General features: G+C 68.3%; 15 protein-coding genes. 1 reads left to right on the forward strand and 14 read right to left on the reverse strand.

All coding sequences use genetic code 11. The annotated features are described in order from the left end of the window. Positions 1 to 10: 10 nt before the first annotated feature. The 3 genes from ACFYXF_RS12390 to ACFYXF_RS12400 form a co-directional block, all read right to left on the reverse strand. The gene (locus ACFYXF_RS12390) at positions 11 to 1,693 is read right to left on the reverse strand and encodes a CocE/NonD family hydrolase (protein ID WP_389349492.1); all 1,683 of its coding nucleotides are present in this window, start codon (positions 1,691 to 1,693) and stop codon (positions 11 to 13) included. A 383-nt stretch (positions 1,694 to 2,076) separates the two neighbouring features. Continuing rightward, complete coding sequence (locus ACFYXF_RS12395) at positions 2,077 to 4,266, reverse strand: MMPL family transporter (RefSeq protein ID WP_389349493.1); 2,190 nt, start codon at positions 4,264 to 4,266, stop codon at positions 2,077 to 2,079. Positions 4,267 to 4,395: 129 nt separating this feature from the next. Next, a complete protein-coding gene (locus tag ACFYXF_RS12400) occupies positions 4,396 to 5,028 on the reverse strand; it encodes a TetR/AcrR family transcriptional regulator (protein WP_389349494.1) in 633 nt (210 codons plus the stop codon). 203 nt (positions 5,029 to 5,231) lie between these two features. On the opposite strand from ACFYXF_RS12400, the gene ACFYXF_RS12405 reads away from it, so the two are divergent. Continuing rightward, positions 5,232 to 5,843, forward strand: coding sequence for a TetR-like C-terminal domain-containing protein (locus tag ACFYXF_RS12405; RefSeq protein WP_389349495.1), 612 nt, complete (start codon positions 5,232 to 5,234; stop codon positions 5,841 to 5,843). Positions 5,844 to 5,944: 101 nt separating this feature from the next. On the opposite strand, the gene ACFYXF_RS12410 is transcribed toward ACFYXF_RS12405, so the two are convergent. The 11 genes from ACFYXF_RS12410 to ACFYXF_RS12460 are packed head-to-tail and all read right to left on the reverse strand — an operon-like array spanning position 5,945 to position 16,805. Next, a complete protein-coding gene (locus ACFYXF_RS12410) occupies positions 5,945 to 6,589 on the reverse strand; it encodes a TetR/AcrR family transcriptional regulator (RefSeq protein ID WP_389349496.1) in 645 nt (214 codons plus the stop codon). 30 nt (positions 6,590 to 6,619) lie between these two features. Beyond that, positions 6,620 to 7,777: a thiolase gene (locus ACFYXF_RS12415; protein ID WP_389349497.1), complete on the reverse strand. Its 1,158-nt coding sequence runs from the start codon at positions 7,775 to 7,777 to the stop codon at positions 6,620 to 6,622. Further along, entirely contained in the window at positions 7,774 to 8,223 is a 450-nt protein-coding gene (locus tag ACFYXF_RS12420; protein ID WP_389349498.1) for a Zn-ribbon domain-containing OB-fold protein, read from the reverse strand. The genes ACFYXF_RS12415 and ACFYXF_RS12420 overlap by 4 nt, the downstream gene beginning before the upstream one ends. Further along, positions 8,220 to 9,065, reverse strand: a complete 846-nt coding sequence (locus ACFYXF_RS12425; protein WP_389349499.1) for a MaoC/PaaZ C-terminal domain-containing protein — start codon at positions 9,063 to 9,065, stop codon at positions 8,220 to 8,222. The genes ACFYXF_RS12420 and ACFYXF_RS12425 overlap by 4 nt, the downstream gene beginning before the upstream one ends. A 1-nt stretch (position 9,066) precedes the next feature. Then, positions 9,067 to 9,972 carry an SDR family oxidoreductase gene (locus ACFYXF_RS12430; protein WP_389349500.1) on the reverse strand — a complete coding sequence of 302 codons (906 nt, stop codon included), beginning with the start codon at positions 9,970 to 9,972 and terminating at the stop codon, positions 9,067 to 9,069. 25 nt (positions 9,973 to 9,997) lie between these two features. Further along, positions 9,998 to 11,425, reverse strand: coding sequence for an aldehyde dehydrogenase family protein (locus ACFYXF_RS12435; RefSeq protein WP_389349501.1), 1,428 nt, complete (start codon positions 11,423 to 11,425; stop codon positions 9,998 to 10,000). 46 nt (positions 11,426 to 11,471) lie between these two features. After that, a complete protein-coding gene (locus tag ACFYXF_RS12440; RefSeq protein WP_389349502.1) occupies positions 11,472 to 12,713 on the reverse strand; it encodes a cytochrome P450 in 1,242 nt (413 codons plus the stop codon). Beyond that, positions 12,710 to 13,888 (reverse strand): NAD(P)/FAD-dependent oxidoreductase, encoded by a 1,179-nt coding sequence (locus ACFYXF_RS12445; RefSeq protein ID WP_389349503.1) that lies wholly within the window; start codon positions 13,886 to 13,888, stop codon positions 12,710 to 12,712. The genes ACFYXF_RS12440 and ACFYXF_RS12445 overlap by 4 nt, the downstream gene beginning before the upstream one ends. Then, on the reverse strand, positions 13,885 to 14,982 hold the full coding sequence (locus tag ACFYXF_RS12450) for an NAD(P)-dependent alcohol dehydrogenase (protein ID WP_389349504.1): 1,098 nt from the start codon (positions 14,980 to 14,982) through the stop codon (positions 13,885 to 13,887). The genes ACFYXF_RS12445 and ACFYXF_RS12450 overlap by 4 nt, the downstream gene beginning before the upstream one ends. An 18-nt stretch (positions 14,983 to 15,000) precedes the next feature. Further along, positions 15,001 to 15,192, reverse strand: coding sequence for a ferredoxin (locus ACFYXF_RS12455; RefSeq protein WP_389349505.1), 192 nt, complete (start codon positions 15,190 to 15,192; stop codon positions 15,001 to 15,003). Beyond that, positions 15,192 to 16,805: an AMP-binding protein gene (locus ACFYXF_RS12460; RefSeq protein WP_389349506.1), complete on the reverse strand. Its 1,614-nt coding sequence runs from the start codon at positions 16,803 to 16,805 to the stop codon at positions 15,192 to 15,194. The genes ACFYXF_RS12455 and ACFYXF_RS12460 overlap by 1 nt, the downstream gene beginning before the upstream one ends. Between the last annotated feature and the right edge of the window lie 856 nt (positions 16,806 to 17,661).

Raw genomic sequence — 17,661 nt, forward strand, 5'->3', positions numbered from 1 at the left:
GTCCGCTCGGTCAGGTGCCGGGAGGAACGATCGGCAGGATGATCCGCGATGGCATCGCCATGCTGTGACCGACCGTCTGCTGGGCAGGACGGGACTCCGTGCCACGGTCGTTCGGCTCACCCGTGTTCAGGTTTCGGTCCCACCGCGGGAAGTTGCTCGACGTGACGTGGACGCGCATGCGGTGTCCGGCCCGGAAGACGTAGCTCGTGGACCAGAGATCGATGCCGTGCTCGCTGTCAGGCGAGGTCGCCCGGACAATCCCGTCGACGACGTTCCTCGACACCCCGTCCGCGTCGACGTCGCAGAGGCGCACGACCCAGTCGGTCGACGGGGCATCGGTAGCCGCATACAGGACGGCCCGAACGCGCCCCGTCACCTCGACATCCGTCTCAAGGGGGTCCGTGCTGTATACGAGCACGTCGGAGCGTGCTTCGACCGTGGCCTGGTCAAGTGGTCCAGGACGGAACTCGCTCGTCAGCAAGAGGGCTCCGCCGGTCGTCATCACCGGATCGGCGGGGTCGTACACAAAGGTGTCGACTCCTTCGTCCGGTCCCGGTGGCTCGTGCGCGAGCCGTCCGTCGGCTCGCAGGAACAGGTCCGTTTCCTCGGCGCGAGCGAGGGGCCACTCCTGTTCTTCGCGCCACTCGTTCGTCCCCATCACGAACAGCAGCACAGGTGGCAGCTCCGGCTTCACCGGGGCGCCCTCAGCCTCGGTATCGGCCGACATCCAGCGCTCGAACCAGTCCGACTGCAGGTCCGTGAGGCTGCCGCGGAGGGCGACGAGATCGCCGCTCGCGGCGATACCGAAGTTGACGTCGCCGATCTGTCCCGCGAAGCTGCCGTGGACCCATGGCCCCATGACCAGTGTCGCGGGGTTATCGGCCTCACGCATGGCCGCGAAGTTGTCGAGCGTGCCCTGACAATAAATGTCGTACCAACCGCCGATGTGGAAGGTGGGCAGGCCAACCTCGGAGTGACGGCCCGCCACCCGGCACGACGCGCTCCACTCCGGCTCCCGGCGCGATCGTTCGCAACCGAGTTCCGCAATGCCGTGTCGCACGAAAGCGGGATGTTTGCCGACCGGCAGCTCCCAGTACGCGGAGGTTGCGACGTTGTCGAGCTCCATCAGCAACGCGCCGAGTGCCTGCATACCGCCGACCGGGTCCGCCGCATGCCTGCGCATCACGGTGTCGAGGCCCTGTACGAGCGACCAGGGCACGGAGAGGCCCAGCTCGGTGGCGCCCCCACGGGCGAACAGGCCGTCATCGGGCTCCGACCACGTCAACGCGGGCGCGATGGCCTTCAACTCCGGTGGCTTCGCGAGCGCGGCCATCCACTGTGTGTTGCCGAAGTAGCTGCCTCCGAACATGCCGACGGACCCGTTCGCCCCGGGGAGCGCCGCCGCCCAGCCGACGGTGTCATATCCGTCGCTCTCCTCGAAGGTGTAGGGCTCCCAATCACCGTCCGAGGCGAATCGGCCCCTGACATCCTGGACGACGACCATGAATCCGCGCTTTGCCCTGCTGACCGGATCCACGAAGGACAGGGTGCCGGTCTGATTCTTCCCATAGGGAAGACGGCTCAGGAGCACCGGCCAGGGGCCGCCCGAACCGGGCCGGTAGATGTCGGCTCTCAGGACCGTGCCGTCGCGCATCTTGGCAGGAACGTCGAACTCGATGTTGACCTCGGGCATCTGCTACCTCTTCCTCACAACGTTGTGGGGGACGCAGCGGATCCTGGCAGTTCTCCCAGGACACCGGCACACCCGATCGGGTGTGCCGAGCGACTGAGACGGCAGTTTTCGGCTGACGCCGGGAATCTGGTGGGCGACCCGGGAGGACCGGGCAGCCCTCGAGACTCATCGGCCTCCCCGGTGGAAGCGCTCCGGGATCGATGCAGTCGTAGCGGGGTCGGGGACGGCCCCGACGGACCGAGGTTCAAGAACGGAAGGCACCCAGTGGTGGCCTCCTTCCCTGAGAGGCCACCACTGGGCATGGTCGCGCCGATCCCGTCCCCACAGGCCGGCGCGGTCCGGGGTCGTGCGCCGCTCAAGCGCGACCCCGGAGTGTCGGGGACTCAGACCCGCGTCAGCTCGCGCTTCTCGTCCGGGCCATGACCGTCCTGGGGCGATTCGCTCAGTTGCTTGGTCAGCTGTTCGCCCTCCACGTCCACGTCGGGAAGCGCCTTGTCGAGCCACTTCGGCAGCCACCAGGCGCGGTGTCCAAGCAGCGTGAGCACAGCAGGGACGATGGTCATACGGACGATGAAGGCATCGAAGAGGACCGCGACGGCAAGGCCGAAGCCAATCATCTTGACCATCGACTCGCTCGACCCGATGAAGCCGGCGAAGACGCTGATCATGATGAGTGCGGCGGCGGTGACCACCCGTGCCCCATGCTGGAAGCCGGTGACGATGGCCTGCGTCGGGCTCTCACCGTGGACGTACGCCTCGCGCATCCGGGTGACCAGGAAGACCTCGTAGTCCATGGCCAGTCCGAACACGACGCCGACCATGAAGATCGGCATCATGCTCATGATCGGACTGGTCTCCTCGACGCCCAGCAGGCCGGCGAGCCAGCCCCACTGGAAGACCGCGACGACGGCGCCGAGCGCGGCCAGCACCGACAGGAGGAAACCGAGCGCCGCCTTGAGCGGGACGAGGACCGAGCGGAAGACCAGCATCAGCAGCAGGAAGGCGAGTCCCACGACGAGCCCGAGGTAGGGCGCGAGCGCGTCGTTGAGCTTCTGCGACACGTCGACCTTCATGGCCGTTGCGCCGGTGACCATGACGTTGTCGCCGGTGCGGTCGCGGATGTCGGCGAGCAGATCCTCGGTCCTGGTGCTGTCGGGACCGGTGTCCGGGACAACCGCCAGGATGGCTGTTGTCCCAGCCTCGTCGTATGTGGCGGGGGTGACAGCGGCGACGTTGCTCAGCCCGGTGATGGTCCTGCTCACCTGTGCGGCCTCGGTCCTCGCGTTGCCTCCGTCCGCGACGTCCACGGTGACGAGGAGCGGGCCGTTGACACCGGGGCCGAATTTCTCGGCAAGCATGTCGTAGGCCCTGCGCTGGGTGGTGCTGGTGGGCTGTGTGCCGTCGTCGGGCAGGCCGAGCTTCAGGCTCGCGGCAGGCACGGCGATCACACCGAGAGCGACCACTGCGGTCAGCAGCACCATGACCGGGCGACGCATGACGAAATGGGCCCAACGTGTGCCCATGTTCGGCTTGCCGGCCGGGCCAGTCCCCTTGCGTGTCATGCCACTGAGCACCCGTCGACCCGCGAAGCCGAGCAGGGCAGGGATGAGGGTGAGGGCGATGACCACGGAGATGGCGACCGTGCCCGCAGCGGCGAACCCCATCTTGGTGAGCATGGGAATGTTGACGACGGACAAGCCGACCAGCGCGATCACGACCGTGAGGCCGGCGAAGACCACCGCCGAACCCGCAGTGCCGACCGCTCGGCCCGCCGCCTCCTGCGGTTCACGTCCCTCAGCGAGTTCGCCCCGGTAGCGGGAGACGATGAACAGGGCGTAGTCGATACCGACCGCCAGGCCGATCATCGAGGCAAGGGTGGGCGTGGTGCTGGAGAGGTCGAGGACTTCCGTGAGCGCCATGATGGAGCCGACACCGATACCGACGCCGATGATCGCGGTGAGCAGTGGCAGTCCGGCTGCGACCATCGAGCCGAAGGTAATGACCAGGACGAGGGCAGAGATGGCGAGGCCGATGATCTCGGCAGAACCGGTCTCCGGCACCTCTGCCAGCGCGGTACCGCCGGCCTCGACGGTCAGCCCGGCGTCGCGGCCCTGTTCGAGGACCCTGTCGAGGGTGTCCTTGGATGTGTCGGACAACTCGTTGAACTGCACCGAGTAGGTCGCCGTGATGTAGGCGGTGGTGCCGTCCTCGCTGACCGCGTTGGCCTTGAACGGGTCGGCGACGCTGGCGACTTGCTCGTTTCCGCGGCCGAGTTCGGCCACGGCCTCCTCGACGACCGCCTTGTTGTCAGCGGCTGTGATCCTCTGTCCGTCCGGAGCCCGGAAGACGATGTTGGCCTGGGCGCCGTCCGCGTGCAGGGCCGGGAAACGTTCGTCCAGCTGGTCGAAGGCCTTCTGCGCTTCGGTGCCTGGGATGGAGAAGCTGTTATTGCCGGTGGTGTCGGCGCTGGCGGCGCCGATTCCGACGGTGGCGAGCAGTGCCACCCAGAGCAGGGCGACGAGTCGTCGACGGCGGAAAGAGAACCGGCCGAGTTTGTATAGGAAGGTGGCCACGAGTGCGTACTCCCGGTCAGGTCGTTCGGAGCAGAAAAGGGCGTGGGGTATCAGCCCGACGACGTGAGCGGTGCGCCAGGTAGGGCTTGATGAAGGTTCTGAGGGGGCCGTACGCCGGTGTACGGAGGATCAGACGCCGAGGGCGGGGAGGACCACGGCGTCGATGTAGCGGCGGAGGAAGAGCTGGCCGATCGGCTGCTCTTCGGTCAGCGGATGGGCGAAAAGAGCACCGATCAGCATGTGGGGGACGTACTCCAGGGCGGGCGTGTCCGCGCGGAGTTCACCCCGGTCGACCGCCCGCCGCAGCAGTTCGTCGAGTCCGGTCAGCTCGGGATCGATGAGCAGGTGCCGAACCGCCTGCAGGAGATCGGGGTTGGAGTTCACTGCGTGGATCAGGCCCCGCATCAACGCGGAGTCCTTCTCCAGCCTCCCGTTGTCCAACCGCACCATCTCGTGGAAGTCACCGCGCAGGGAGCCGGTGTCTATGTCGGCGAGATCTACGGCCTTGTTGTGGCGCAGCGACCTGGCGACCAGCTCCGGCTTGCCGGTCCACTGACGGTAGAGGGTGGCCTTGCTGCAATGGATACGCGCGGCAACGGCGTCCATGGTCAGGGCGTCGTAACCGACCTCCCGCAGCAGGGCGAGGACCGCTTCGTACAACTCGGCCTCGCGCTCAGGGGTGAGGCGAGTGCGACGCGCCCTTACCTCGGACCCCGGCTCAACCTCCGCGGCCTGTGTCGTAGGTCCACCTACGGCTGTCATCCCTACCTCCCCCCTTCGAACGAAACTGTTTCGTACAGGAAGACCTTAACCCTGGAAATCATAAATACGAAACCGTTTCGGTAGTGGAATGGGTCACGCTGAACCGCAGGCTCCTCCGTGAGGGCTCGCACGCCGCCCCGGTTGCCCTGTTCCCTTGCTCCACCTGCGAAACTGGACCGGGAGCACAGGTGGGAGACACACGTATGACAAGCACGTCACCGGTCGCGGCGAAGCCTGGGCGCCCCCGCGACCCGGGCGCCGACGACCGCATCCTCCAGGCCGTCGTCGACGAACTCGCCGAGGCCGGGGTCGCCGGTTTCCGGATCAACTCCGTCGCCGCACGCGCCAAGGTCGCCAAGCGAACCCTCTACACGCGCTGGACCGAGCGGGACGACCTGATCCTGGCGGGCCTGTCCACCCTCTGTGTCCATCTGCGCTCACCGCGCACCGGCAGCCTCGAACGCGATCTGCGGCTCCTGTTCGACGCGACCGCCGACGCCTTGGACAGCCCCCGATGGCTGATCGCGGCCCGCTGTTCCGTCGAACTGCCGGAGTACCCCGAGCTCTATGCGATGTTCCAGCGCGACTGCATCGACCAACCCCTCGCCGTCGTCGAAGACGTCCTCTTCGACGCAGAGCGACGAGGCGAACTGCGCGCCGGCATTGACCGAACCGTGGCCGCCGAGACCTTTGCGAACTCGCTGGCGGGCTTCAGCACGCACATCGCCCGCCTTCGCGGCATCAGCGCGCACAACGTCCGCGAACAGTTCCTGGACCTGTTCCTGCACGCGGTGCGCGCCGAAACCGCCGGTTAGACGTCCGGCTGCTGCTCGTGCCAGGTATGTGATCACGGCGAAAGCCGTCGGCCATGCCTCCGATGTGGCAAGACGCTCACCGGGAGGCATGGCGGGAGGTGTCAAGAAGCGCCGAGGGTTCCGTCTGCTTCGGGCCGGTGGTTGGCGGCAGCGAGAACGAAGTCGACCACGCGCTCGGCGTAGCGGTCGCTGTTCGCTTCAAGGGCGGGCAGCCTGTCAAGCGGTGTCATGAGGACATGGTGGGTGACGGTACCCGCTATGGAGTCGAGGATCAGCGCGGGTGACGCGTCGGGGGGGAGCTCGCCCCGTTCGACGGCGCGGAACACGACCTCGCGCCCCAGTCGTGTCTCCTCCTTCTCCAGGTCCTCCAGTGCCTCACCGAACAGATCCGGATAGATCTTGGCCTCGATCATCGCGCGCAGGCGGACAATCCCGTCCGACCCGAAATACCTCGCCAGCATCCCCTTGGCCACCACCAGCAGGTCGCCCCTCAGGGACCCGGTGTCGAGGAGTTCGGCCGGCACCAGGCGGGTTTCGAGCGCGGCGACGATGAGCTTCTCCTTGGTGGGCCACCTCCGGTAGAGCGCGGCCTTGCCCACGCCCGCTCGGCGCACCACCAGGTCCATGGTGAACCCGGCCCAGCCGACCTCCGCATACACCTCCATGGTGGTGCTGAGCACGCGCGGCTCGATGTCGGGGTCGGCGCGGCGGCCCCGACCGGGCTTGGAGGTGACGTCACCGGACATGTACGTGAGTCTGCCATGGGGCATCGGCGCTCAGGGCCGCTGGTTGGCGAGTACGAGGCTGGCCGCAGCGGCGAAGAACAGGCCGACGCCCTGGACGAAACTGGTACGCACACCGGGCACCTGCGCGGCGGCCGTGCCCCGGAGCTGACGGACCGCCTCCTGTATGGCGAACATGCCGTACATACCGGTGTGGGTGTAGGCCAGGCCGCCGCCGTTGGTGTTCATCGGCAGTCTTCCGCCCGGGCCCGTGTGACCTTCGGCAACGAAGGCGCCGGACTCCCCGTGCCCGACGAAACCGAGGTCTTCCAGCATGTACAGAGGAAGGTGGGCGAAGGCGTCGTAGCACATCAGATGGTCGATGTCTGTTTGGCCGAGACCAGCGGTGGCGAACGCCTCGGCCGATGCGCGGCGGAAGGACTGGAACGAGCCCACCTCGTCCATCTGCGAGACCATCGTGGACTCTGCCGACTCGCCCGATCCGAGCAGGTAGACGGCGCGCGAGCCGGACGGCAGGTCGGCGGCACGCTCGCTGGTCGTGAGCACCAGCGCTCCGCCACCGTCGGTGACCACGCAGCACATGTCACGGGTGAAGGGGTAGGCGACCATGGGCCCCTGAAGGACCTCGTCGACGGTCACCATGTCGCGGCGCAGCGCCCGCGGGTTCTTGGCCGCCCACTCGCGTTGGGCAACGACGACGTGGGCGAGATCCTCGGGTCCCATGCCACGGTCGTGGAGAAAGCGCAGCGCGGGGACGGTGAACGCCGAGTACGGCATGACGGCGCCGTACGGTGTCTCGAACTGGCCCGCCGGGGAGGAAGGGTTCGGCGCCCACGGTGGTTGCCCCACCCCGGACCGGCCGGACTCGCCGTGCGTGACGAGGACCACCTCGGCCGCGCCCGAGGCGATCGCGGCTGCGGCGTGACGGACGTGCAGCATGTAGCTCCCGCCACCGATCACCGTGCCGTCCAACCAGCGGGGAGTGATACCGAGGTGGTGGGAGACCTCCATGGGCAGAGGCCACGCGGTCGCCAAACCGTCGACGTCGGAGGGGGTGAGCCCTGCGTCGCGGAGGGCGTTCAGCCCCGCCTGGGCATGCAGTTCCAATGCCGACATGCCGGGCAGACGACCGATCTCGTCGGTCTCCGCGGCACCTACGATCGCGATGTCACCGCCGTGCATGCTGGTCATGCTGTCTGCCCTTCCTTCTGCGCGGTCTCCGGTTCGGGGCGGAAGACGGGGAGCATGATGTCGCCGCGTGCCTCGAACTCAACCTGGAGCCGCATGTCCAGCCGCAGGTGCTCCGGGAGCGGCGGCACGCCGACGATGTTGGTCATCAGGCGCGGCCCCTCGTCGAGTTCCACCAGGGCGATGACCGGTGACACCGAGCCGAAGGCGGGCAGCGGCCGGTGGTTGACGGTGTACGAGATCAGGCGTGCCCGGCCGGAGACGGCGGTCCATGCCACGTCGGCGGACGCGCAGTAGCGGCAGAACGACCGCGGGTAGAAATAGTGCCGCCGGCAGCTGTTGCAGCGTTGGATACGCAGTACGCCTTCGCGGGCTGCGTCCCAGTACGGTGCCGACTCGGGGGTCGGCAGCGGGGCCGGAGGTACGGGGGGCACGGTGAGGGCTGTCATACGGACTTCCTGGTGAACGTGCCGCGGTCCAGCACCACCGTGTCGCCCACCCTCGTCTGGAACAGGCAGGTGTCGCCCTCGTCCCAGATGTGGACGCTCAGTTCCTGGCCGGGCAGGACGGGGGCCGCGAACCGGGCGGAGAAGCTGCCGAACGACGCGGGATCGGACCCGCAGACGGCGTGCAGCAGGGCGCGTCCGGTGAAGCCGTAGGTACACAGGCCGTGCAGGATCGGCCGGTCGAATCCGGCGCGGGCGGCCAGCCACGGGTCGGAGTGCAGGGGGTTGCGGTCGCCGGAAAGCCGGTACAGCAGCGCCTGGTCCTCGCGGGTACGGCAGACCACGACCTGGTCTGCAGGACGTGCGGGCAGCGCCCATGCCTCACGGCTGCCGCGGGTGCCGCCGAAGCCGCCTTCGCCCCGGACGAAGATGCCACCGCGTGCCTCGACCAGCAGTTGCCCGGTTTCCGCGTCGACGCTCGACGACTCGGTGCTGATGAGGGCACCGGAGCCCTTGTCGTGGAAGCCCGTGACACGCGAGGTGGTGTGGACGGTCCCGGCGACCGGCAGCGGGCCGTGGAGGGTGATGGACTGTTCGGCGTGCAGCATCCGCGACAGGTCGATGTCACCGAGCTCGGCCACCGGCACGCCGCCGGCGAGCGTCACAGCGAAGGTCGGCAGCACCTGCTGATCCACGCCGTGCGAGTTCTCGGTGGTGAACGGCAGTTCGGCGAGCGGTGCGTCCGCGCCCGCGCCGACGCCGAGTGCGTAGAGGAGGGCGTCGGTTGAGGTCCAGGTACGGGTCCCGGGCCACTCCTGGCCGACGGCCCCATGGTTCAACGGCATCTCAGCCCTCTTCCTGCGGCACGAGCCCGAGCATGTCGACGTTCGGCGCTGCCTTCTGCACCAGATCGGGGATGACCGAACCGAGTTCGGCGGCGTCCCACAGGCCGTCCGTCTCCGCGGTGGGGCCCAGCCGCCATGCCTCGGCGACTCCGATCTGGCCACCCTTGACGTCGAAGACCCGACCGGTGACGTCCGCGCTCTCGGGGCTGGCCAGCCAGGCCACCAGCGGTGCGATCTGCTCCGGTCCGAGCCGGTCGGAGTCGCCGGTCCAGACCGCCTCGGTCAGCCGGGTGAAGGCGGTCGGCGCGATCGCGTTGACCGTCACCCCGTACGACGCCAGCTCCTTGGCCGCGATGATGGTGAAGCCGGCGATACCGGCCTTGGCCGCGCCGTAGTTGCTCTGGCCGAAGTTGCCGTAAATACCGGAGGGGGAACTGGTGTTGACGATCCGGCCACCCGTCGGTTCACCGGTCGCCTTCGCCTGCGCCCGCCAGTACGCGGCGGCGAAGTGCGAGGGTGCGGCAGTGCCCCGCAAGTGCACATGGATCACCGCATCCCATTCCTGCGGGGTCATGGCGGCCAGTGTGCGGTCCCGCAGGATGCCGGCGTTGTTGACCAACACGTCGAGTCGGCCGAACGCGGTGACCGCCTGCTGCACGAGGCGCTCCGCGCCGTCCCAGTCGGCGACGTCGTCGGTGTTGGCCACCGCCGACCCGCCGGCCGCGATGATCTCGTCGACCACCGTCTGCGCGGGGCTGGCATCAGCGCCGCTGCCGTCCGGGGCGCCACCCAGGTCGTTGACCACCACACTGGCTCCCTGACGGGCGAGTTCCAGTGCGTACGCACGCCCGATACCCCGCCCAGCGCCGGTGACGACGGCCACCCGGCCTTCGCAGATTCCGCTCATGTCGTCAGCTCTCCTTTATGTCTTGTCAGTTACCGGACAGCGCCTGGCGCGCGGGGCGGGCCAGCACCTGGAGTTCGGTGAAGCCATGCAGACCCCAGGGGCCGTTCTCGACACCGATACCGCTCCACTTGTGGCCACCGAAGGGCAGGTCGGGGCGCACAGCACCCCCGTGGACGTTGACCGACACCTGGCCGCAGTCCAGTCGGGCCGCGACGGACGAGGCACGGTCCAGGTCCGGAGACCACACGGAGGCGGTCAGGCCGAACTCCGACGCGTTCGCTCGCTCGATCACGTCATCGAGGTCGTTGTACGAGACGACCGGAAGGGCCGGGCCGAACTGTTCCTCGTCGACGATGCGGGAGCCGTCCGTCACCCCGGTGAGAATGGTGGGCTCGAAGAAGTAACCGGGCCGGTCGAGCGGTTTGCCGCCGGCCGCTGCCACGGCGCCGTGCGCCAGCGCGTCGCCGACCAGATCACGGACGCGGTCGAACTGCGGTTTGTTGTTCAGCGGTCCGAGCTGGACGTCCGGCTCCGCGCCGTCGCCGACCCGTACCGCTTGGGCCCGCGCGGCGAGCGCCGCGACGAGGTCGGCGTGCCGACGCTCGTGGACGTACACACGCTTGACGGCGAAGCAGAGCTGCCCGTTGTTGACGAACGCGCCCCAGAACAGGCTGTCGGCGATCTGCTCCGGGTCGGCGTCGTCGAGCACGATCGCGGGATCGTTGCCGCCGAGTTCGAGCGTCAGGCGCTTGAGGTCGTCGGCGGTCGATGCCGCCACCCTCTTTCCGACCGCCGTCGAGCCGGTGAAGCTGACCTTCCTGGTGGCCGGGTGCCCGGTCATCCAGGTGCCCAGCGGCTCCGGTCCGCTGACGACGTTGAACACCCCGGGCGGCACGACGTCCCGCCAGACCTCACCGAGGAGGAGGGTGGTGAGCGGGGTGAAAGGAGAGGGCTTGAGCACCATGGTGTTGCCCGCCCGCAGCGCCGGAGCGATCTTCCATGTCGCCAGCGCGATCGGGAAGTTCCACGGGGTGATCGCCGCCACCACGCCCAGCGGGCGGCGCACCACTTCGGCGAATCCGTGCTCGTCGTCCTGGACCACCTCGCGCGGTGTCTCCAGGTCCGCGTAGTAACGCAGCCAGACCACGGAGTGTCCGATCTCCTGGCGTGCGTCGCCCAGGGACTTGCCCTGCTCGGCGGTGAGCACCAGGGCGAGCCGATCGGTCGCGGCCTCCAGCGCGTCCGCCATCTCCCGCAGGACCACCCGGCGGGTCTTGTCGTCGGTCTTCCAGGTCAGGTAGGCGGTCCGGGCGGCGGCCATCGCCTCCTCCAACCGCGGCCGGTCGCAGGCCGGCGCCTGGGCGAAGACCTCGGCGGTGGCGGGGTTGATGACACCGAAGGTGCTGGCGGACGACACCGCCGTCCCGTTGATCGTCATGGTGAAGTCGGTCATCTCAGCTCCTCAGTGATTGATGCGATCTGCGCGGTGGCCACTTTTCTCACCAGGTGACGGGAAGCTCGTTGACGCCGTTGATGAACGCCAGGCTCTTGAACGGCACCTCCTCGACCGGGACCGCCAGTCGAAGCGTGGGGATGCGGCGCAGCAGAGTCTCGAAGATGACGTGCAGTTCCACCCGGGCCAGGGGCTGGCCCAGGCACTGGTGGACCCCGTAGCCGAAGGCGAAGTGGTCGCGGGCATTGCGGTGGATGTCGAACCTGTCGGCGCCGGGGTAGTGGGCGTCGTCCCGGTTGGCGGAGAAGTTGAGGGGGATGATCCCCTCCCCTGCGGGGATGACGACACCTCCGATCTCGATGTCCTCGGCGGCTACGCGTGTGATGACCAGGTGGACGATGGTCAGGTAGCGCAGTAGCTCCTCGACCGCGTCCGGGATCAGCTCGGGCTTGGCCCTCAGTTCGGCGAGCTGGTCGGGATGCTGCAGCAGCGTCAGTGTTCCCAGCGCGATCATGCTCGCCGTGGTGTCGTGGCCGGCGACGGTGAGGAGGAAACCGGCGCTGACCACGTCCTTGAGGGTGATGGCCCCTTCCTGGGACGCCTTCACCAGCTGGCCCAGGATGTCGTCGCCGGGGTCGTCGGCCGCATTCCGCTCGGCGGCCAGCTCGGCGGCGTACGCGTAGAGACTCGCTTGCCCTTCGAGGGCGCTCTTCATCGCTTCGGGGTCGGTGCCGTCGCCCATCGCGAACATCTGCTCGGTGGCCTTGTTGAAGAAATCGCGGTCCGTCTCCCGTACACCCAGGATCCAGCTCAGCACGGTCGAGGGCACCGGCAGCGCGAGCGCCTGTACCAGGTCGACAGGGTGATCGGAGCTCGCCAGCATGGCGTCGATCGTGTCGTCGACCAGCTTCTGGATGGCCGGACGCATCGCTTCGACGCGCTTGACCATGAAGTTCTTCGACAGCAGGCGTCGGTACAGCGTGTGGTCGGGCGGATCCATCCGCACGAACGACAGACCCGCGGCCTGCGACGGTTCCTTGGCACCCGGCATCATGTAGGGCAGACCCGGGTTGTTGATGTCGGCGCTTACCCGTGGGTCGGCCAGAACCGCACGGACGTCGTCATAGCGGGTGACCAGCCATGCCGGGTCCCCTCCCTTGGTGATGACCCTGGTGACCGGGCGTTCCTCGCGCAGCCACTGGTACACCTCGGGCGGGTCGAACGTCTGACGCGGCCACGGGAACGGTTCGGCGATGGTGGCTTCCGCGATATCTCTGGTATCTGTCACTTCGCACCTCCGGATACGGGGCCTTCGGCCAGCTGATTGCGGTACTCACGCACCTGTCTGGCGCTGTTCCAGCCGAGGGCGCCGACGGTCCGGCCGTCCTCGCGATAGAGCGCTACGAACCTGCCGCTGGCTGGGCTGCCCTCCACCACCTGCGGCCTGGCACCGTCCGGGAAGACGCCGTGCGCCTGGATTTTCACGTCGTACTGGTCGGTCCAGAAGTACGGAACCGGGTCGAACGCCTCGACGTTGCCGTGCAGGAGATTTCGCGCCGCCGCAGTGCCCTGCTCGGTGGCGTTCATCCGGTGCTCCAGGCGAAGCCGGCGCCCGTAGCGCGGGCTGGGCCACGATGCCACGTCACCCGCGGCGTAGACGCCCGGTGCCGCCTGGCAGTACTCGTCGCACTGGATGCCGTTGCCGAGTTGGACGCCCGAGGAGCGCAGCCATCCCACCTCGGGTGCGGCGCCGATGGCGACCAGTACGCAGTCGGCGGGCTGGACCGTGCCGTCGTCCAGTTGGACACCGGTGACCCTGCCGTCGGAACCGAGGAGGTCCGTGACCCCGGTGCGGGTGCGCACCTGTACTCCGTGGTCGCTGTGCAGCCGGGCGATCAGGGCACCGATCGCCGGACCGAACTGACGCACCATGGGGGTGGGCAGTGGATCCACGACCGTGACGTCCAGGCCCAGGCCGCTGACCACGGCGGCCACCTCCATACCCAGGAAACCTGCGCCGACGACCACCACGCGCGGCTGCCCGGTCAGCGCGGCGCGAAGGCGCAGGGCGTCCTGCTCGCCGCGCAGCACATGGACTCCGTCGAGTTCATGGCCGAAGGGCAGCCTGCGCGGCGTCACACCGGTCGCGATGACCAGCCCGTCGTAGGCCAGCGGCTCGTCGTGGTCGAGGAGCAGCGTCCGTCCCGGCAGGTCGAGGTCGATTGCCCGGCGGCCGACCCGCAACTCGACGTCCAGTTGCGCGTAGTGGTCCTTTTCGCGCAGCAGCGTCCGGGTGAAGTCCCAGGTGCCGGCGAGAACGTGCTTGGACAGCGGCGGACGGTCGTACGGCAGGGTCGGCTCCTCGCCCACCAGGGTCAGTCGCCCGGTGAAGCCCTCCCTGCGCAGGGTCTCCGCAGAAGCGAGTCCGGCGGCTCCCGCCCCGACCACGACGATGTTCTTCATCTGGCGCTCAGCTCTCCTGGCAGCAGGACGGCCTTGACCGTCTCGCCGCTGGCCGTGTCGCGCTCCGCGTCGTTGATCGCGTCCAGCGAATAGGTGCGGATCAGACGGTCGAACGGGAACCGGCCCCGCTGCCACAGGTCGATGAGCTGGGGGATGAACTGCTGGGGGACGGAGTCACCCTCCAGCAGGAAGGACAGCGTCCGGCCGGGCGCGAGCACCTCGGGCGGCAGTGTGATGTCGCCGCCCACCCCGACCAGACCGCACACACCCCGTGCGCGCAGCGACTTCATGGCGGTGACGACCACCGAGGAGACACCGGTCGTGTCGAACGCGCGGTCCAGGCCGCCCGTCCACCCGATGATCTGTTCCGCGATGTCCGGGTCGGCGCCGTCGAGTGCGCGGGTCGCGCCCAGCTCCAGTGCCAGTTCCCTGCGTTTGGCGTTCAGGTCGACCGCGATGATCTCGCTGGCACCGGCTGCCTTGGCCGCCATCACAGCGGAGAGGCCGACCGCGCCGGCGCCGAAGACCGCGATGCTCGAACCGGCCCGCACCTGAAGGGACAGCAGCACCGATCCCGCTCCGGTCTGGATCCCGCAGCCCAGCGGGCCGAGCAGCTCCAGTGGCAGGTCCCGGTCGACCCGGACGAGGTTGCGCTCGGTCGCGATCGAGTGGGTGGCCAGTGAGGACTGTCCGAACCAGCGCGCCGAGACCGGCAGGCCGTCGCGGTCGGTCATGGGCGTCGAGCCGTCCGGCCGGACACCGCGGATGTTGCGCATGAAGTCGTCGCAGTAGGCCGGTTCGCCACCGAGGCAGCGCGCGCACCAGCCGCAGCAGTCGAAACTCATGACCACGTGGTCCCCGACGGCCACCCGGGTGACCCCGGGGCCGACCGCCTCGACGACGCCGGACCCCTCGTGTCCCATTACCATCGGCAGCGCGAGCGGAATGCCGTGCCTGACCAGCAGATCGGTGTGGCACAGGCCCGCACCGACGACTCGGACCAGCGCCTCGCCCGGGCCGGGGGACGCCAGCTCCACCTCTTCTACGGCGAAGGGCGAATCGCTCTCCCGCAGCACCGCGGCATGTACTTTCATCGTTCCCAGTCCTTCAGTTCAGTCAGCAGCCGATATGGCCGCTGCAGGGCAAACGCGGATCGATTCCCTGACGGCTTCCGTCTCGGGAGCGTCGGGTTGTTCCTTGAGCAGGACGACGATGCCGTCGTCGTCCTGGTCGAACACGGTGGGCGCGAGCATCACGCACTGCCCCGATGCGACACACCGGTCGGGCTCGGTCGACAGACGCATCAGTCGGCCTCCTTGATGTAGGCGTCGCGCAGTACGCGGCGCTGCAGCTTTCCTGATTCGGTCCGGGGGAAATCGGACAGAAACTCGAATCGGCGCGGGCATTTGAACGAGGCGAGAGCTTCGCGACAGAAAGCACCCAGATCTACGGCCAGGTCGTCCCCGGGCGTGGCCTCCGGGACGAGCTGGATGACCGCCAGGACGCTGTGGCCCCACTCCGGATCCGGGACGCCGATCACCGCGACGTCCGCCACCGCCGGATGGGCGGCGAGACGCTGCTCGACCTCGGCCGGGTAGATGTTCACTCCGCCGGAGACGATGAGGTCCGTGCGACGGTCGAGCATGAACAGGTAGCCGTCTTTGTCGAAGTAGCCCATGTCGCCGACGGTGGCGAGGTCACCGACGCGACTGGCCGCGGTTTTCTCCGGGTCGTTGTGGTACTCGAAGGACGGGGCTCTGCCCTCGGTCCCGAAGTAGATGGTTCCGGCCTCGCCCTGAGGGACTTCCGTACCGTTCTCGTCGAGGATCCTGACGATCGCACCGGGTGTGGGCCGGCCCAAGGTGCCCGGTCTGGACAGCCATTCGTCCGGGCCGACCACGGTCGCAAGCCCCTCGGTGGAACCGAGGTACTCCCACAGGATCGGGCCGAGCCAGTCGAGCATCTGCCGCTTGACGTGGACGGGGCAGGGTGCGCCGGCGTGGATCAGCAGGCGCAGGCTGGACAGGTCGTAACGCCGCCGCGTCTCCTCGGGCAGCCGGAGCAGCCGGTGGAACTGGGTCGGCACCATGTGGCTGCTGGTCACCCCGTACCGCTCGATGTCCCGCAGGGTGGCTTCGGCGTCGAACCGGTCGTGGCATACCAGCGTGTGTCCGGCATGCAGGAACGCGAATGCGTAGCCTCCGGGAGCGGCGTGGTACAGCGGAGAGCAGACCAGGTGTACGCCGTCTCCCGACGTGATGCCGTACCACTCCAGCAGCGGCAGGAACATGGAGCGGACCAGTTCCTCCGGTTCCATGGGAGGCAAGGCCCGCTTGACGCCTTTGGGGCGACCCGTCGTTCCCGAGGTGTAGCCCATGGTCATGCCCGCCGTCCGGTTGGGCGGGGGCACGCTGGGCTCACCGTCCCCAAGGCTGGCGTAGGGCAGCCAGCCCTCGGCCTCGCCGGGCACGGAGCCATGGGCCACGACGAACCGGTGGGCCGGCAGGTCCTCGGCCTTGTCAGTGACTGCGGCGAGGGCACGGGCCGTCTCCGCGTTCGCGACCACAACCTTCGCGCCGCTGTCCTGAATGATGTATACGATCTCGCCCGGGGCCAGGTGCCAGTTGACCGGCACCAGACTCATACCGACCTGAGAAGTGGCCAGCACGAGTTCGAAGTACTCGGCGCCGTTGTGCACGATGGCCGCCACGGTGTCTCCGGCGGCGAGCCCCAGCGATCGCAGGGCATGCGAGATGCGGTTGGCGCGCGCCCCGAGATCCCCGTAGGTGACCTCCTGACCAGAGGGCAGGATGATCGCCGGCCGGTCGGGGTGGAGTACCGCCAGGCCGTAGAAGCTGTCGGCTTGCTTGTCGCGTCGGGAACTGGCTGTCACTGCCGAGGGAACGAACGAGGACATCCCGCCTCCTTTGGTGCCATGGAAGTAGTGCGGCGAAGCGGGCCGCCGAGGCATTGCCCACGGCGATCACAGGGCAGAAAACACCGTGCGTCACCGGCCAGCTAATTTCAGACGAAAATCGTCTGTTGCAGTGACGTTAAGACGGGAGTGCACGACGCGTCAAGGTCCGGCCATGGGCGATTCGCCGGGAATCCGAGATCGCGCACAGATGGAAGCCAGGCGAGGCCCTGCGCTGCCGACGCTCACCGGCCTCCACGGAACCCCGCGGCGACTACCCCTTCACCACAGGCGGCCTCGCGTGGTCAGAGGAACAAGGCGGGCGGACGGAGGCGAGTATCTGCACGTGGGGAGCCCTGGAGATGGGCTCGACAACGAGCCGAAAGCCGTCGCCGAACCGTCGTCGAGTCCCTGGCGGCCTCGGGCGGAGCCCAGAAGCGCCGACCTCGAACGCGTCTGCGCAGTTCCCGGCCTGACGCCGGATCAGGCCTGCACCTGCGCGGTGGCACGCCTGCACGCGGGACACCGGGGAGTCGAGAACAAGCTCCACCGCGCGCGGGATGAGGATGCCTCACAGAGCGGAACGTGATTACACTCCGTGATCGAACGTGTGGTCCGCTGATTCATGTCCGGTGCCGAGTCGGGTTCCGCGTCGGTTCACGGGCGCCTCGTCGAGGGCGGGTTGGTGCGCATCGCGGGCGGCACTCCGGCTCATGACTTCGGGGCGGTGTGGGTGGGGCCCGTAGTCACGGGCGGCCTGTCGCTCGCAGGGCTTCGGAAGTGCCGATCCGTAAGCAGAGGAGCGACTCGATGCAACCGAGTGTCGTACCTTCGAGAGCTGTGCCCGTCGCGGCCCTTC

The organism is Streptomyces sp. NPDC002680, assembly GCF_042889145.1.
Classification (GTDB): domain Bacteria; phylum Actinomycetota; class Actinomycetes; order Streptomycetales; family Streptomycetaceae; genus Streptomyces; species Streptomyces adonidis.

Excerpts from the sequence above, each read along its gene's own strand:
- ACFYXF_RS12430 (WP_389349500.1), bottom strand. The coding sequence starts at position 9,972 with ATGAGCGGAATCTGCGAAGGCCGGGTGGCCGTCGTCACCGGCGCTGGG.
- ACFYXF_RS12420 (WP_389349498.1), bottom strand. The coding sequence starts at position 8,223 with ATGACAGCCCTCACCGTGCCCCCCGTACCTCCGGCCCCGCTGCCGACC.
- ACFYXF_RS12455 (WP_389349505.1), bottom strand. The coding sequence starts at position 15,192 with ATGCGTCTGTCGACCGAGCCCGACCGGTGTGTCGCATCGGGGCAGTGC.
- ACFYXF_RS12410 (WP_389349496.1), bottom strand. The coding sequence starts at position 6,589 with ATGTCCGGTGACGTCACCTCCAAGCCCGGTCGGGGCCGCCGCGCCGAC.
- ACFYXF_RS12405 (WP_389349495.1), top strand. The coding sequence starts at position 5,232 with ATGACAAGCACGTCACCGGTCGCGGCGAAGCCTGGGCGCCCCCGCGAC.
- ACFYXF_RS12460 (WP_389349506.1), bottom strand. The coding sequence starts at position 16,805 with ATGTCCTCGTTCGTTCCCTCGGCAGTGACAGCCAGTTCCCGACGCGAC.
- ACFYXF_RS12400 (WP_389349494.1), bottom strand. The coding sequence starts at position 5,028 with ATGACAGCCGTAGGTGGACCTACGACACAGGCCGCGGAGGTTGAGCCG.
- ACFYXF_RS12415 (WP_389349497.1), bottom strand. The coding sequence starts at position 7,777 with ATGACCAGCATGCACGGCGGTGACATCGCGATCGTAGGTGCCGCGGAG.
- ACFYXF_RS12445 (WP_389349503.1), bottom strand. The coding sequence starts at position 13,888 with ATGAAGAACATCGTCGTGGTCGGGGCGGGAGCCGCCGGACTCGCTTCT.
- ACFYXF_RS12435 (WP_389349501.1), bottom strand. The coding sequence starts at position 11,425 with ATGACCGACTTCACCATGACGATCAACGGGACGGCGGTGTCGTCCGCC.
- ACFYXF_RS12450 (WP_389349504.1), bottom strand. The coding sequence starts at position 14,982 with ATGAAAGTACATGCCGCGGTGCTGCGGGAGAGCGATTCGCCCTTCGCC.
- ACFYXF_RS12390 (WP_389349492.1), bottom strand. The coding sequence starts at position 1,693 with ATGCCCGAGGTCAACATCGAGTTCGACGTTCCTGCCAAGATGCGCGAC.
- ACFYXF_RS12425 (WP_389349499.1), bottom strand. The coding sequence starts at position 9,065 with ATGCCGTTGAACCATGGGGCCGTCGGCCAGGAGTGGCCCGGGACCCGT.